Below are 14246 nucleotides of genomic sequence, written 5' to 3'. Positions count from 1 at the left end.
CGCTTCGTCTCCCTTGTTGTCCGAAGACGAATCGAATGAACCGCTGCCTGCGTCCCACCCTGCTCTCCCTCGCCCTCTGCGCCGCGCTGCCGCTGCACGCCAGCGAGGCCGAGGCGTCCCCTGATGCGGCTGCCAATGGCGCCGAACGCTCGCCGACCGAACTGGCAGCGGTGCGCGTGCAGGCCGGCAAACCGAAGGCCGATACCTCGCGCGTGAACGCCTTCGGTGGCGGCAGCTGGAAGGACACGCCGGCCTCGGTGAACGTGCTCGAGCGCGATTACCTCGATCGCCGCCAGGTGCGTTCGCTGTCCGAGCTGGCCAGCAACGATGCCTCGCTGGGTGATGCGTATGCGCCGGTGGGCTACTACCAGAACATCGCCATCCGTGGCTTCGCGCTGGACGCCGCCACCGGCTACCGCTTCAACGGCCTGTCCATCGCCGGCGAACAGCGCCTGGCGCTGGAGAACGTGCAGTCGGTGGAGATCCTCAAGGGTGAAGCCGGCCTGGCCGCAGGCGTGATGGCGCCCGGCGGCATCATCAACTACATCGGCAAGCGCCCGGCCGAAGTGCGCACCGCCACGCTCGGTACCGATTCGGAAGGCTCGCGCTACGTCGCCGTCGATGTCGGCCACTGGATCACCCCGCGCTTCGGCCTGCGCCTGAATGCCGCGTGGGATTCCAGCAATTCCTATGTCGAGCACGCCGATGGCCGCCGCAATTTCTACTCGCTGGCGGCCGACTGGCTGATCGGCGAACGCGGCAAGCTGGAAGTGGATGCCAACTACCAGACCAGCTCGCAGCGTTCGGTGTCCGGCTACCAGCTGCTGGGCGCGCGTGACCTGCCGCGCGGCGTCGACCGCGAGCACCTGCTCGGCTACCAGCCGTGGCAGCGCCCGGTGGATATCGCCAGCACCAACATCACCGCACTGCACACCTACGACTTCAATGACGCCTGGCAGTCGCGCGTGTCGGTCGGCCACAGCCGGTCGGTGATCGACGACAACGTCGCCTTCGCCTACGGCTGCTACTACGCCACGCAATGCGCCGATGGCACCGTGCCGGGCAACTACTTCGCGCCCAATGGCGACTACGACGTCTACGACTACCGCAGCCCGGGCGACACCCGCCGCAACCAGCAGGCCCGTGCCGAGCTGCGCGGCCGTTTCGAGACCGGCAGCGTCGGCCATGAGCTGACCCTCGGTGCCGACTACTTCCGCCGCACCGTGGACAAGCGCCCCAGCGTCAACGAGTACGTCGGCACCACCAACATCCACGAGGCACCTGTGCCGGTGTTCGAGCCGTCGCCGAAGATGCCCGGCCCGTCCGCACGTCGCCTGGACAGCCGCCAGACCGCCTTCTTCGCGCTGGACCGGATCAGCTTCGGTGACGACTGGCAGTGGCTGGCCGGTGGCCGCTTCGTGCGCCTCGACGAGCGCGCCTACGACAAGCGCGGCACCCCGCAGCGCCACAGCCGCCTGTCGCGCTTCCTGCCGCAGACCGCGCTGGTGTGGAAGGCCACCGACCAGCTCAACGCCTATGCCAGTTACGTGCGCGGCATTTCGCTGGGCCAGGAAGCGCCGTTCTGGACCAGCAATGCCGACACCTTCCTGCCGTCGGTGCAGTCGCGCCAGCTGGAAGTGGGCGTGAAGTACGTACCGGTCGAGGCGTTAACCCTGGGTGCGGCCGTGTTCCGAATTTCGCAGCCGTACCAGTACGCCAGGCCGGACAACAGCGACGTGGGCTACACCTTCGTCGAGGAAGGCACCCAGGCCCACACCGGCCTGGAGCTGACCGCCAACGGCCAGCTGACCGACGCATTGCAGATCGTGGCCAGTGCCAGCGTGCTGCAGGCGCGTGCGCGCGACACCGGCACGCCGGCTTATGAAGGCCATCAGCTGGTGAATGTGCCGAAGGTGCGGGCCAGCGTGCATGTGGCCTATGCGCTGCCGTTCGTGCAGGGCCTGGATGTCACTGGCGGCTGGCGTTATGCCGGTGCCAACGTCGCACGTGCCGACGGCGGCGTGCGCGCACCGGACTACTCGGTGTTCGACGCTGGTCTGCGCTTCCAGCATCGCCTGCACGAGCGTGCGGTGACCTGGAACCTGTCTGTGGACAACGTGTTCAACCGCTTCTACTGGCGCGATACCGGCAGCAGCGGCGGTGACTACTACCTGTTCCCCGGCGCACCGCGACAGGCCCGCCTGTCGGTGACGTTCGCGCTGTGAGCGGCGTGATGCTGGAGTGGACCGCCGCACTGTTCAGTGTGCTCGGCGTCTGGCTGATGGCCCGGCGCCGGCTGGCGGCGTGGCCGGTGGGCCTGCTGTCGGTGACGCTATACGGGCTGGTGTTCGCCGAGGCCAAGCTGTACTCGGATACCCTGCTGCAGGTCGCCTTCGGTGGCTTTCTGGTCTACGGTTGGCTCAACTGGCGGCAGCATGCCGCCGATGAGGGCAGCATCCGCATCGTGCCGCTGGCGCGCGGCAAGCTGCTGCGCGACCTGGCCATCGGCCTGTGTGGTGGCGTGGCGCTGGGTGCGGCCATGCATACCTTCACCGATGCCGCACTGCCCTGGCTGGACGCGATGCTGACCGCGCTGAGCCTGGTCGGCCAGTGGTGGCAGGCACGGCGGCATGTGGCGTGCTGGTGGGTGTGGATCGCGGTGGACGTGGTCTACGTGGGTGCGTACCTGTTCAAGTCGCTGCACGTGACCGCCGCGCTGTACGTGTTCTTCCTCGGCCTGGCCGTGTTCGGCCTGCGCGCATGGAGCGCCGCCGCGCGCGAGCCACAGGTGGCAACGCAGTAGAGCCACGCCATGCGTGGCTGGGGGCCACCGGTAGTCGCCAACCTTGGTTGGCGTGCCTGCCGACCAAGGTCGGCATCTACCAGGCATATCCACGCATGGTGTGGATCTACTGGGTAAGCACCAGGCCCAGCCGCAGCGGCTGGCGCATGTCGGCCGGTGGCGCCGCCTGCAGCGGCGCTGCCTGCAGGGTCGCGCGCAGGTCTGCGTCAACCTGGGCATCGCCCAGGCTGTCGAATTCCAGCTTCGAGATGCGGCCATCCGCCGCGATCCACACGCTCACCGGCAGCGGCGTCGGTGCGTCCGGATGTGCCTGCAGCCATTCCAGCACGCGCTGCGCCTGCGGGTCCTGCTCCTGCTGCAGGCGCTGCTGCAGCTGGCCCCCCACGGCGGCGGCATAGGCCATCCAGTGTGCAGGAGCTTCCTGCGCGGACACCGCGGCGCTCCCCAGTGCCAGCGCACCGAACAACGCGGCCAGCGGCCGCCACCAGCGGCGCATGCCGGTTCTGTTCCCTGTCATGGCCATCACCTGCTCCTGCACTCGCATCCAACAGCAGATGGTCGGGGCGGTAGATGACAGGCAGATGGCGGTCGCCGCTGCCCGGCGCGATCAATCGCCCAGATCGGCCAGCACTTTGCGCGAGGGCGCGAAGAAGGTCACGCCGGTGGTGGCGGTGGAGAAATCGAGAATGCGGTCGTGCAGCGGCGCGGGATTGCCGATGAACATGCGCTCGAGCATCTTCTCGATCACCCACAGGCGGCGGGTGTAACCAATGAAATAGGTGCCGTACTCGCCACGGCCCGGGTTGGCGAACGGCATGTTGTCGCGCAGGATCTCGTGCTCGCCGTCGGCGTCTTCAATGGTGCACAGGGTCTTGTGCGACTTCTGTGCATCGGCCGGCGCATCATCCAGCTCGATGTTGTCGTGCTTGGTGCGGCCGATGATCGCTTCCTGCGCCTCGGTCTTCTGTGCGCGCCAGGCATCAAGGTTGTGCAGGTACTTCTGCACCACCACATAGCTGCCACCGGCATGTTCGGGATCTTCTTCGCCCACGATGGTGGCTTCCGGCAGCGACAGCCCTTCCGGATTGGCGGTGCCATCGACGAAATCGAGCAGATCGCGGCCATCGAAATAACGGAAGCCGGCCACGTCATCGACCGTCTCCACCGCATCGCCGAAGGCCATCAGCAGGTTGCGCTCGAACGCCACGATCAGGTCCATGGTGCGTGCGCGGATGTGATACAGCAGGTCGCCGGGCGTGGACACGGCGGTGTGGGTCGCGCCCTTGATCTCGCGGAACGGCTGCAGCTCACGCGGCGGCGTGGTGCCCACCAGCGGCTTCCACACGCGGTGACCAATGGCCACGTTGCAGGTGAAGGTGCGCTCGATCTCGCGGATGGCGGTGTTCTTGATCAGGTCATCGGTGCTGGCCAGGACCTCGCGTGCCTTCGCGATCGACGCCTCGTCGTCCTTCACCTTCAGCACCAGGAACGCCGCCGAATGGGTCAGTGGCGCAGTGATCTGCTGCGGCTCGTTGTCGAGCGTGTGGTTGAGGGCGGTGATCGGTGCGGGCTGGGAGTTCACGGCGGTTCCTGCTGGCTTGAGGCGGGCGCATCGCGTGGCGATGTGCGGGCGATCATAGCGGAACCACCTGGCCGGGGACGGAGCGGTTCTCGTTCCGTCCACCAGCGGAGGTACGAAGACCTCAATCCACATCACTCCAGACCGCCAACTCGTAGCCATCCAGATCGCGGAACTGGAAGCGGCGGCCACCAGGGAACGCGAACACCGCCTGCACCACCTCGCCCCCAGCGGCAGTCACACGCTGCTGTGCATCGGCCAGGTCCGCGCAGTAGAGGATCACCAGCGGCCCGCCGTGGGCACGCACCGGCGCGTCGGCCACGAAGCCGCCTTTCAGGCGGCCATCGTCGAACTCGGTGTAGGCCGGCCCGTAGTCGGTGAAGTGCCAACCGAACACCTCGCCGTAGAAGCGTTTGCTGCGGGCAATGTCGGCAACGTTGAATTCGATGTTGTCGATGCGGCATTCGGCATCGTGGGGTGCGACGTGGCTCATGGCGTGGCTCCGTGGTGGGAGCCCCAGCTTCAATCAACGTGGCATCGCGGTCTTGAACGAAACGGCCATCATTGGCCCCACTCCAGACGCAGTTCGCGTGCGGTCATGCCACTCAGCTCACGCGCCTCGCGACTGAGATGGGCCTGGTCGGCATAGCCGGCCTCGGCGGCCAGCATCGCCAGCGAGTGCTGCGGCAGCGCGCGGCTGTGGCGAAGAAAACGTTGCAGGCGCAGGATCCGCTCCAGCGTCTTGGTGCCGTAGCCGAACTGCGACTGGCTGAAGCGCCGCAGGCTGCGCGGACTCAGGCTCAGGCGTGCCGCCAGCGTATCCAGCGTGGCGTCACCAATGGCGAGCGCCTGGAACAGGGCATGTGCACGCTGCGCCGGGGTATCGAGCGCGGACGCACCCATATGCTGTTGCAGGCAGTGCGCCATCCGCTGCAGGCGCTGTGCAGGCGCGGTGTCACCAATGGAGGCCGCCGCCTTGCTCGCCCACGCGCCCTTCAGATCGGCCAGTGGCACGGCCTGGCCGATGATCTCGGCCAGGGGCAGGCCCAGCGCGGCCAATGCCTGGCCGGGACGGAAGCGTGCCCCCAGCACCTGCGCACCGGGTGCCAGCGCCGGGTGCGCGGCCACGCGGTCCGGGCCGACCACGAACAACGCACCGTCGCGCCAGAGGATATCCACGCAACCATCGGGCAGTACGGTGATGTGCCCATCGGCATCGTCAGGAAGCTGGCTCTGCCACAGCTGACCAAAGTGGCCGCGCAGCGGCGCAGGCGCCGGATGCTCCTGGTAGGCCGTGCCAGTACCTGCGAGGGGGGAAGAGTCGCCCATGCCGCATTGTCGCGCTACAGGGCCCATAAAAGTGAAGCCCGGCGCGAGGCCGGGCTTCGGTTGGCGTGTGGGAGAGAGAGAGAGTCACACGCCAGCACAACACGCACTAACGACAGGCGTTTGTTACCAGGTGAAGCGCGGGCCCACGAACCACTCGCGGTCGCCAGCCTTGGCCAGCTTCACTTCGCCGCTCAGGCCCCAGTTCTGGTTGAACTTGGCGGTGGCGCCGACACGGCCGTAGAACTCGCCGTCCGGGTTGTAACCGTGCTTCTTGCTGAAATCTTCGTAGCCGGCCATCACGTAGCCTTCCACGTACGGGTTGAACGCGGTGCGCACGCCCACTTCGGTGGAGTAACCGTTGAAGTCCAGGCCGCGCTTCTCGTCGTACTTCTGGTACGCAACACGGGCCACCAGGTCGGTGTTCGGTGCGATGCCGTAGTTGTAGCCGACACCCAGGCGCCACTGGTCGACGTCATTCTTGAACTTGTCGGTTTCCTGGGCGCTGTAGTCGCCAAAGACGTGGAAGTTCGGGTGCACCGCAACGGAACCCTTCACCTTCCAGCCATCGGCGTCGCCGCCCTTGGCATCGGTGTTCACGTAGCCGCCTTCAACGTAGTTGTACGACAGGCCATCGGTTGCCGATGCAGCGAACGGCAGGGCAGCCAGAAGACCCAGGGCAAGCAGCGAATTCTTGTTCATCGGGACACACCTTTAATTATTTTGGTTTCGTCGACCGCCTCCCGGGAGGGGGAGAGAAAGGAGGCGGTCGACAGGTGTGAATTATCCGTTAGGGGGTCTAATCAACCCTGAATATTGAACTGACTGGTGTATAAATAAGGCTGGCGTTCAGGGAACTCTGCATGGCACTGCTGCCGGCTTCTTATACGCACCACGCTCGATGCTTGATGTGCGCACTGATCCTGATCGCCTCGCCGGTCGCGCTGCTGCAGGCACAGGCGGCTGAGCGCATCGTTTCTGCCGGGCACATCGTCGTGCAGACAGACGATGTCACGCGCTTCTTCAAGGTGATGGACGCCAACCAAGGGCGCCCAAGCGCCGATGAACTGCAACACGGCTATCTGGATGCGGGTACGGATGCCCTGCGCAGCTTCACCGACAGCCGTATCGGCTCGATGGAGCGGCTGGCCAGTGCCATCCAGGACAAGCCGGCATTGTTTGCGAAAGCGAGAACCTGCGCGACAGCATTGCCATCGATCCGCACGCGCGTCGCCGCTGCCGTCGATCAGTTGGGCGCCTTGTTGCCGTCTGCGCGCTTTCCCCCGGTCACCGTACTGGTGGGCCGCGGCAACAGTGGTGGCGTGACCACCGAAGCAGGCGTGGTCATCGGCCTGGAAGCGCTGTGCAACGCCGACTGGATGCAGGCCGATGTGAGTGACCGCTTCGTGCATCTGATCGCCCATGAGTATGTGCACGTGCAACAGCCTGGTGCACGCGTGGAGGTCGAGCAGCCCACCCTGCTCTATCAGACGCTGCTGGAAGGCGGCGCCGAGTACGTGGCCGAACGGATCTCCGGGCAACCGGCCAACGCGCATCTGCAGCGTTGGACGCAGGGTCGTGAGTGTGCGCTGGAGCGCGCGTTCCTGCAGGACAGCATGGGCACCGATCTTTCGAGGTGGCTGTACAACGGCCCCGGCGACGATGCGCGCCGTGGAGATCTCGGCTACTGGATCGGCTACCGCATTGCCCATGCCTACGTTGCGCGCGCGCCCGACACGCGCAACGCCATCGCCGAACTGCTGAATGTCCAGCCTGGAAACGCTGCAGCGCTGCTGGAAGCAAGTGGATGGCAGCCTGCGTGCGGAGCAGGCGAAAGCGCGCAGGCGCAGATACCGTGATGCCGGCTTCATGCTGGTGAATGGGTGATATTGAACAGGCACAAGGCGCTTGACCGGCGCAGATCAGCTCGCCTGATCCCGCTTGTTAAGGTTTGTTGATTTACAGGCCTTCACAGCCCATCCACGTACTCAAATTCCAGCTGAAAGCGCATGGTAGCGACGGGAACAAACGCCGCTATATTCCAGCTTCCCCAGACGAAGGAGGGAGTGCAATGAACCTGAACCCGCAACACATGAAGACGGCCCGCGCACTTGCTGTAGCGCTCATCGCCACCGTCAGCCTTGGCGCCTGCGCCTCTTACAAGAACGAGTTTGCAACCATCAACTCGCGTCTCGATCAGCTCGACGTCAAGGTGCAGGGTGCTGCGCAGAGTGCGGAATCCGCCAACCAGTCCGCACAGCAGGCCAACCAGCGTCTGGACCAGATCGAAGGCCGCGTGCAGCAGCTTGAAAGGGCACCGGCCGGCCGCAAGCCGCGCGGGTAATCGCTCCCTCACTGCTTGAATTGATCCATCTCTGTATCGGGAACCAGTGGCCTTCGCCGGCCACTGGCGTCCTTCCACCCAAGACTGCATTGCAAGGAGCCGTCTCATTCGTACCTACTCCTCCCCTGCACGCCGCGCCCTCCATGCCGCACTGGCCATGGCACTGGTCGTTGCGTGCAGCGGCGTAGCCAACGCCAGGGACAAGGACGCACCTGCATCACCGGTAGCCGCCGTTGATGAACTTCCGGCTGACCAGAGCGTGTCCGAAACGGTGATCGAACTGGCCGGCTGGGTCGTCGCCAGCAAGGACAACCAGGGCTATCCGTTTGCAGTCATGGACAAGGCGGCGGCGCAGGTTCTGATCTTCAGCGGTGACGGCAAGCTGCGTGGCGCGGCACCGGCGCTGTTCGGTTCGGCTATCGGCGATCATTCCGCACCCGGCGTCGCCAAGCTCGCACTGAGCGCGATTCCCGGCCACGACCGCACCACGCCGGCCGGCCGCTTCATCGGTGGCTACGGCCCCTCCGACGATGCCGGGCGCGTGCTGTGGGTGGATTACGATTCCGCGGTTTCAATGCACCCGCTGCCGCCGGGCAGCCCGAAGGAAAAGCGTGCCGAACGACTGGCATCGCCCACGCCGGACGACAACCGCGTCACCCACGGTTGCATCAATGTCTCGCCCGCGTTCTACGGGCAGATCGTGCAGCCCATGTTCGAGAAGGGCGGCGTGTTCTACATCCTGCCGGACAAGGATTCGATCGCGAAGACCTTCCCGGAGTTCGCGCAGAGCCGCGGGGATGCGAAGGACGAAGACGAGAAGGGCGCGCGGCGCGCAAGCAAGTAATACGCTCGTCGGCAGATTGGAATTCAGGAAGCCGTAGCCCCTGCAGCCCGCGCCAATGCTGCGGCATGCGCGTCGCCCTTCCGCTCGCTGTAGCGGTCCACCAGGTAGTCCGACCGCCCTCGCGTCAGCAGCGTGAACTTCACAAGCTCCTCCATCACATCCACCACGCGGTCGTAGTACGGCGAGGGCTTCATGCGCCCATCGTCATCAAATTCCTGCCAGGCCTTGGCCACCGATGACTGGTTGGGGATGGTCAGCATGCGCATCCACCGGCCGAGCACGCGTAGCGTATTGACGGTGTTGAACGACTGCGAGCCGCCGCTCACCTGCATCACCGCCAGCGTCCTGCCCTGCGTGGGCCGCACGCTGCCATCTTCCAGCGGCAACCAGTCGATCTGGTTCTTGAACACGCCGGTGACCGTGCCATGCCGCTCGGGGCTGACCCAGACCTGGCCTTCCGACCACTGCGACCACGCACGCAACCGCTGCACTTCAGGATGGCTCGTGTCCACGCTGTCGAGCATGGGCAGCGCATGCGGATCGAACATGCGGGTTTCGCACCCCAGATGGCGCAGCAATCGCTCGGCTTCCAGCGCCAGCTTGCGGCTGAACGACTGCGGCCGCAGCGAGCCGTAGAGCAGGAGGATGCGTGGCGGCCCCAGATCTGCCGCGGCGAGCTGGTGATGATTGGGCTGGGGCAATGACGATTCCACCAGATTGGGCAGATCAGGGCTTGTGATTGGCTTATTCATTCGATTATTCTAGAAATATGGAAACGTTAAATGCAATCACCGCCCTCACCGCGCTCGGTCATGCCACCCGCCTGGCTGCCTTCCGCCTGCTGGTGGAGGCTGGCCCGGCAGGGCGCATGGCGGGCGACATCGCCACGGCCCTGCAGGTGCCCCCAGCCACGCTCAGCTTCCACCTGAAGGAGCTGGTGCAGGCCGGGCTGGTGGAGAGTGAAAGCCAGGGCCGCCATGTCTGCTATCGGGCCAACTTCGATGCCATGAACGGCTTGATCGAGTACCTGACGCACAACTGCTGCGCGGGCTCGCCGGACGAGCGGTGCGCGGTGAGCGAACCGGCATGCAGGTGCTGAGATGAAGCCAGACCCCGTGATTCGTGCCGGCACACGCGACGACCTGTCCTGCATCCGGGACCTTCTGCAGCAGGCGCAGTTACCCGTGGCCGATCTGGAAAGCAGCAAGGTCGTGTTTTTCGTCGCAGACCTCGACGGCGTCCCCGTGGGCGCCGTTGGATTGCAGGTTTTCGGCGCCTCGGCGCTGCTCCGCTCCCTGGTGGTGTCTGATGACCGACGCAATACCGGCCTTGGGCGCGCATTGCTGGCAGCGGCCGAAGAGGTGGCCTGCCGTATGCAGGTCAGGGAACTGGTGCTGCTGACAACATCGGCAGGCACGTGGTTCGCGCGGCACGGCTATGCCGGATGTGATCGCGCGCAGATAGCGGAGGCGATCCGCAGCTCTGCCGAGTTCACTCGTCTTTGCCCGGCCAGCGCGCTTTGCATGTCCAAGCCACTCACTGACCATGGAAGCCACATGACCCGCAAGGTCCTCTTCCTCTGTACCGGCAACAGCGCCCGCAGCGTGCTTGCTGAAGCCACCCTGCGCGCCTGGGGCGGCGATCGCTTCAGCGCATTCAGTGCGGGCAGCCAGCCCACTGGCCAGATCAACCCCTTCGCGCTGGCCCAGTTGCAGGCCGAAGGAATGCCCATTGAAGGGCTGCACAGCAAATCGTGGGATGAGTTCGTGGACGCGGCCCCGATGGACCTGGTCATCACCGTATGCGATTCGGCGGCCGCCGAAGCTTGCCCAGTGGTGTTCGGTGACTTCATCCGCAGCCACTGGGGTCTGCCCGATCCGGCGGCCGTCGCGGGTAGCGATGCCGACAAGGCCGCAGCATTCGCGCAGGCCCATGCCATCGTGAAAGCGCGCCTGAGCGCATTGCTCGGCTTGCCCGAATCGTTGTGGTCCGACCGCGAGGCGTTGCAACACGCGCTGGACCGGATCGGCGAGCTGCTGCCGGCCGACGGCACGCAGTGACGGTGCCACTGCCATGAGCCTGTTCGAGCGACACCTGACGCTGTGGGTTGTGCTGTGCATCGCGGCTGGCACCCTGCTGGGCCACTTCCTGCCCGGCGCTTTTGCCGCGCTGGCATCCGCAGAGGTCGCCAAGGTCAACCTGCCGGTTGCGGTGCTGATCTGGCTGATGATCATCCCGATGCTGCTGAAGGTCGACTTCACTGCGATGCGCCAGTTGCAGCAGCACTGGAAGGGCATCGGCGTAACGCTGTTCATCAACTGGGCGGTGAAGCCATTCTCGATGGCACTGCTGGGCTGGCTGTTCCTGCGCCACGCCTTCGCCGACTGGTTGCCCGCAGCACAGATCGACAGCTACATCGCCGGGCTGATCCTGCTGGCGGCCGCGCCCTGCACCGCCATGGTGTTCGTGTGGAGCAACCTGTGCCGTGGCGATGCCAACTTCACCCTGAGCCAGGTGGCGTTGAACGACGCGATCATGGTGGTTGCCTACGCGCCGGTGGTTGCACTGCTGCTGGGCCTGTCGGCGATCACCGTGCCGTGGGATACCCTGCTGCTGTCGGTGGGCCTCTACATCGCGGTGCCGGTGCTGGTGGCGGCGTTGCTGCGGCGCTGGATACTGATGCGTCGTGGCGAGGCGGCGTTGCAGCGGGTGCTTCGCCAGCTGGCGCCCGTCTCGCTGTGCGCGCTGCTGCTCACACTGGTCCTGCTGTTCGGCTTCCAGGGCCGACAGATCGTGGAGCAGCCGCTGGTGATCGCACTGATTGCAGTGCCGATCCTGATCCAGGTCTATTTCACTTCCGGCCTGGCCTACCTGCTCAATCGTCGCCTGGGCGTGGCGCATTGCGTGGCCGGCCCTTCGGCGTTGATTGGTGCCAGCAATTTCTTCGAACTGGCGGTAGCCACCGCGGTGGGACTGTTCGGCGTGCATTCGGGGGCTGCGCTGGCGACGGTGGTTGGTGTACTGATCGAGGTGCCGGTCATGTTGTCTGTGGTGCGGATCGTGAACCGTACTCAAGCCTGGTACGAGAGACGCGAAGAGCACTGACACACCGGAGTGCGCCGAAGTCGATTTACGTTCTTCGCCCCGCACTGTCGTCATCGGCCTGGTGGAGTGCCCGTACGCCACGTCATCAACTTCGACCCATGTCGCATATTCCCCATGCCGCTACGGACGTTGCGGCGCCTGCGTCTGCGACGGCTTAACAGCATGCAAAAATGCCAAAAGCGTCTTTGATCCAGCGTTGAATGCAACTCTTCTGATTGGCGTTGCGCAGCGACGGCGGTACAGATGGTGGGCCGCCGGAAAATGGGTGGCCGGGCCTCGAAAACCCGTTAGATCACGAACGTTGTTTGCGCTTGCCAGCCGGCGTCACCCCGCGTGGCGCCGGCTGGCATTCCGTCTGCCGGCTATGGCGGGCGGAGCGTGGAGGCCTTGCGCCTGCCGGTCTTGTTCGTGATCTCCCGGTTTTCGAGCCACGTCTCCGCCCGCCACCTCTATGTGGCGGTTACCGTCTGTCCTGCACGGAGCCCTTGCCATGAGCACACCCGAATCCTCCCGCCTGCGCGCGCAGTACGTGCCCGCCAACGCGGACGCGCCCTCGGAAGCGCTGCACCCGCACGATCCGCACGGTTTCATCGCCACGCTCGACCGCATCGGCAAGGGCGCGGCCGCCGACGGCCAGCCCTGGCCCGAACGTCATCAGATGCCAGGGCGCCGCATGGCGCTGGCCGACGCGGACTGTGCGTTGGCCGGGCTGCGCGTGGCGCTGGAAATGCTGCTGGCTGCCGAGCGCGTACGCCAGAACGGGCCCGAGGAGGAATACGTGGGCGACCGCGTGATGGAGGGCCTGATGATGGCCAGTCTGTCGCTGGCCGCACAGGTCAGCGCACGCATGCGGCCGGAAGGGTGATACGGGGAACAACGCTCACTTCAGCGCCGGGCACGGCCCGGCGCTGCAGAGCGCGCCACATCACTCGCAGCGCACGCTGTCTTCCTTCAACGCGGCATCCTGCAGTGGCTGGCGCTGTTCGATCTGCGCACGCTGTTCCGCCGTCGGCTCGCCCAGCCACCACACACGGCAGCGCGCGGTAAGACGGCCGACCAGCTTCGACTGATCGGGCGAGTACAACATCGCCAACGCGGTGCCGGGGCAATCGTGGGCCTGGCAGGCGGTGTAGAACCACCACGGCTCGCCCTGCAGCACCAGCAGCTCGCCGGGGCCACTGGGTCCGCTCAACAGGCGCTTGCGCAGCGACGGAATGTCCTTGTCGCTGGATTCGGCGTCCTGCGTGCCCTTCATCAGCGCATCGAACGCGGCCAGCACCTTCGGGTCCTTGCGGCCGCAGTCATCCACGGTGTTGCCGCCCACCAGAGTAAAGAAGTGGGTCGCCAGCGGATTGTCCGCGCAGGTCAGTTCGCCGCCAGCGCTCGGCTCTTCCGGCTCGCCTTCGTTGTCCCACACCGCAGGGTCCACGCCTTCTTCGATGGACGGTTCCTTCTCGACCACGGTGGCCGTGGCGGCCGGTGCTTCGGTGGTCGGCGCTGGCGCCGCAGCAGGTGCAGTCCCGCCAGACTTCTCCGGTGCCTGTCCGCAGGCTGCCAGCAGCGCAGCCATCATCGCCATCCCTGTGATTCGCATCTTCATCGCGTGTCCTTGTCTGATCTGCGCTGCATCCGCCGAATCGGCGGCCGCGTGATTCTAACCAGCACCGCGCTAGGATGCGTTCGCAGCTTCCCGTCATCGTCTGGAGCCGGACGCATGCGCCGTACACCCCTCGCCATGATCTTCTGCAGTGCCCTGCTGCTAGCAACGCCGGCAATTTCCCACGATGCAGAAGGCACGACGTCTGCGCACCTGCCCGATACCCCCCTGCCCGCACCGCTGGATCGCGTACTGCGCGATTACGAGCAGGCGTGGCGCACCGGTGATGCCAAGGCACTGGCTGCACTGTTCGCCGAAGATGGCTTTGTGCTGCAGAGCAACCAGCCGCCGGTGCGCGGCCGCAGCGCGATCGAGGCCGCGTATTCCGGCCAGGGCAGCAGTCCGTTGCGGCTGCGTGCGTTGGCGTATGCGGTGGAGGGGAATACGGGCTACATCATCGGTGCGTACAGCTACGGCAACAACGTGGGCGATACCGGCAAGTTCACGCTGACGCTGAAGCGTGAGGGGGATGGGCCGTGGTTGATCTTCTCGGACATGGACAACAGCAACGCGCGGCCGCGCGCGCGGTGATGAATGCCGCCGGGCATGGCCCGGCGCTACCGGGCACCAACCAAGGTTGGCAGCTAC

At 65.7% G+C, this 14246-nt stretch carries 17 protein-coding genes and 1 pseudogene; 11 read left to right on the top strand and 7 right to left on the bottom strand.

Annotated elements, in window-relative coordinates; all coding sequences use genetic code 11:
• Nucleotides 1-35 precede the first annotated feature (35 nt).
• Both N5D45_RS18035 and pnuC read left to right on the top strand, forming a co-directional pair.
• Nucleotides 36-2225, top strand: coding sequence for a TonB-dependent siderophore receptor (locus N5D45_RS18035; protein ID WP_197656730.1), 2190 nt, complete (start codon nt 36-38; stop codon nt 2223-2225).
• Nucleotides 2226-2233: 8 nt separating this feature from the next.
• The gene (gene pnuC, locus N5D45_RS18030; protein ID WP_279939400.1) at nt 2234-2803 is read left to right on the top strand and encodes a nicotinamide riboside transporter PnuC; all 570 of its coding nucleotides are present in this window, start codon (nt 2234-2236) and stop codon (nt 2801-2803) included.
• Between the two features lie 106 nt (nt 2804-2909).
• Here the strand turns inward: pnuC and N5D45_RS18025 are convergent, their stop codons facing one another.
• From N5D45_RS18025 to N5D45_RS18005, 5 genes are all read right to left on the bottom strand, one after another.
• Complete coding sequence (locus N5D45_RS18025; RefSeq protein ID WP_043400701.1) at nt 2910-3326, bottom strand: hypothetical protein; 417 nt, start codon at nt 3324-3326, stop codon at nt 2910-2912.
• Nucleotides 3327-3410: 84 nt separating this feature from the next.
• Entirely contained in the window at nt 3411-4385 is a 975-nt protein-coding gene (locus tag N5D45_RS18020; protein ID WP_010487139.1) for a Dyp-type peroxidase, read from the bottom strand.
• A 121-nt stretch (nt 4386-4506) separates the two neighbouring features.
• Nucleotides 4507-4875 carry a VOC family protein gene (locus tag N5D45_RS18015; RefSeq protein ID WP_043034959.1) on the bottom strand — a complete coding sequence of 123 codons (369 nt, stop codon included), beginning with the start codon at nt 4873-4875 and terminating at the stop codon, nt 4507-4509.
• A 68-nt stretch (nt 4876-4943) separates the two neighbouring features.
• Nucleotides 4944-5711, bottom strand: a complete 768-nt coding sequence (locus tag N5D45_RS18010) for a DUF6597 domain-containing transcriptional factor (RefSeq protein ID WP_164193408.1) — start codon at nt 5709-5711, stop codon at nt 4944-4946.
• 123 nt (nt 5712-5834) lie between these two features.
• Nucleotides 5835-6410 (bottom strand): Ax21 family protein, encoded by a 576-nt coding sequence (locus N5D45_RS18005; RefSeq protein WP_004134798.1) that lies wholly within the window; start codon nt 6408-6410, stop codon nt 5835-5837.
• A gap of 206 nt (nt 6411-6616) precedes the next feature.
• On the opposite strand from N5D45_RS18005, the gene N5D45_RS18000 reads away from it, so the two are divergent.
• The 3 genes from N5D45_RS18000 (at nt 6617) to N5D45_RS17990 (ending at nt 8896) form a co-directional block, all read left to right on the top strand.
• Complete coding sequence (locus N5D45_RS18000; RefSeq protein WP_164193410.1) at nt 6617-7567, top strand: DUF2268 domain-containing putative Zn-dependent protease; 951 nt, start codon at nt 6617-6619, stop codon at nt 7565-7567.
• Between the two features lie 212 nt (nt 7568-7779).
• Entirely contained in the window at nt 7780-8052 is a 273-nt protein-coding gene (locus N5D45_RS17995) for a hypothetical protein (RefSeq protein ID WP_010487149.1), read from the top strand.
• A 157-nt stretch (nt 8053-8209) separates the two neighbouring features.
• Nucleotides 8210-8896 (top strand): hypothetical protein, encoded by a 687-nt coding sequence (locus N5D45_RS17990; protein WP_043034949.1) that lies wholly within the window; start codon nt 8210-8212, stop codon nt 8894-8896.
• A gap of 23 nt (nt 8897-8919) precedes the next feature.
• Here N5D45_RS17990 and arsH read toward each other — a convergent pair whose 3' ends face one another.
• Complete coding sequence (gene arsH, locus N5D45_RS17985; RefSeq protein ID WP_191850428.1) at nt 8920-9648, bottom strand: arsenical resistance protein ArsH; 729 nt, start codon at nt 9646-9648, stop codon at nt 8920-8922.
• Nucleotides 9649-9665: 17 nt separating this feature from the next.
• On the opposite strand from arsH, the gene N5D45_RS17980 reads away from it, so the two are divergent.
• The 5 genes and pseudogenes from N5D45_RS17980 (at nt 9666) to N5D45_RS17960 (ending at nt 12866) form a co-directional block, all read left to right on the top strand.
• Nucleotides 9666-9995 carry a metalloregulator ArsR/SmtB family transcription factor gene (locus tag N5D45_RS17980; RefSeq protein WP_010487154.1) on the top strand — a complete coding sequence of 110 codons (330 nt, stop codon included), beginning with the start codon at nt 9666-9668 and terminating at the stop codon, nt 9993-9995.
• 1 nt (nt 9996) lies between these two features.
• Nucleotides 9997-10416 (top strand): annotated as a pseudogene (gene arsN2 / locus N5D45_RS17975) (arsenic resistance N-acetyltransferase ArsN2); the annotation flags it as partial.
• A 36-nt stretch (nt 10417-10452) separates the two neighbouring features.
• Nucleotides 10453-10956 carry an arsenate reductase ArsC gene (locus N5D45_RS17970; protein ID WP_057502517.1) on the top strand — a complete coding sequence of 168 codons (504 nt, stop codon included), beginning with the start codon at nt 10453-10455 and terminating at the stop codon, nt 10954-10956.
• A 13-nt stretch (nt 10957-10969) separates the two neighbouring features.
• On the top strand, nt 10970-12001 hold the full coding sequence (gene arsB, locus N5D45_RS17965) for an ACR3 family arsenite efflux transporter (RefSeq protein WP_049480466.1): 1032 nt from the start codon (nt 10970-10972) through the stop codon (nt 11999-12001).
• Between the two features lie 490 nt (nt 12002-12491).
• Complete coding sequence (locus N5D45_RS17960; RefSeq protein ID WP_010487161.1) at nt 12492-12866, top strand: hypothetical protein; 375 nt, start codon at nt 12492-12494, stop codon at nt 12864-12866.
• Nucleotides 12867-12926: 60 nt separating this feature from the next.
• On the opposite strand, the gene N5D45_RS17955 is transcribed toward N5D45_RS17960, so the two are convergent.
• Complete coding sequence (locus N5D45_RS17955; RefSeq protein WP_197656728.1) at nt 12927-13601, bottom strand: Ivy family c-type lysozyme inhibitor; 675 nt, start codon at nt 13599-13601, stop codon at nt 12927-12929.
• 135 nt (nt 13602-13736) lie between these two features.
• Here N5D45_RS17955 and N5D45_RS17950 point away from each other — a divergent pair, with 135 nt between their 5' ends.
• A complete protein-coding gene (locus tag N5D45_RS17950; RefSeq protein WP_279939411.1) occupies nt 13737-14189 on the top strand; it encodes a nuclear transport factor 2 family protein in 453 nt (150 codons plus the stop codon).
• The last annotated feature ends 57 nt before the right edge of the window (nt 14190-14246 follow it).

The organism is Stenotrophomonas sp. GD03819, assembly GCF_029841665.1.
GTDB lineage: Bacteria > Pseudomonadota > Gammaproteobacteria > Xanthomonadales > Xanthomonadaceae > Stenotrophomonas > Stenotrophomonas geniculata.
This window is presented reverse-complemented; position numbering and strand designations above follow the sequence as displayed.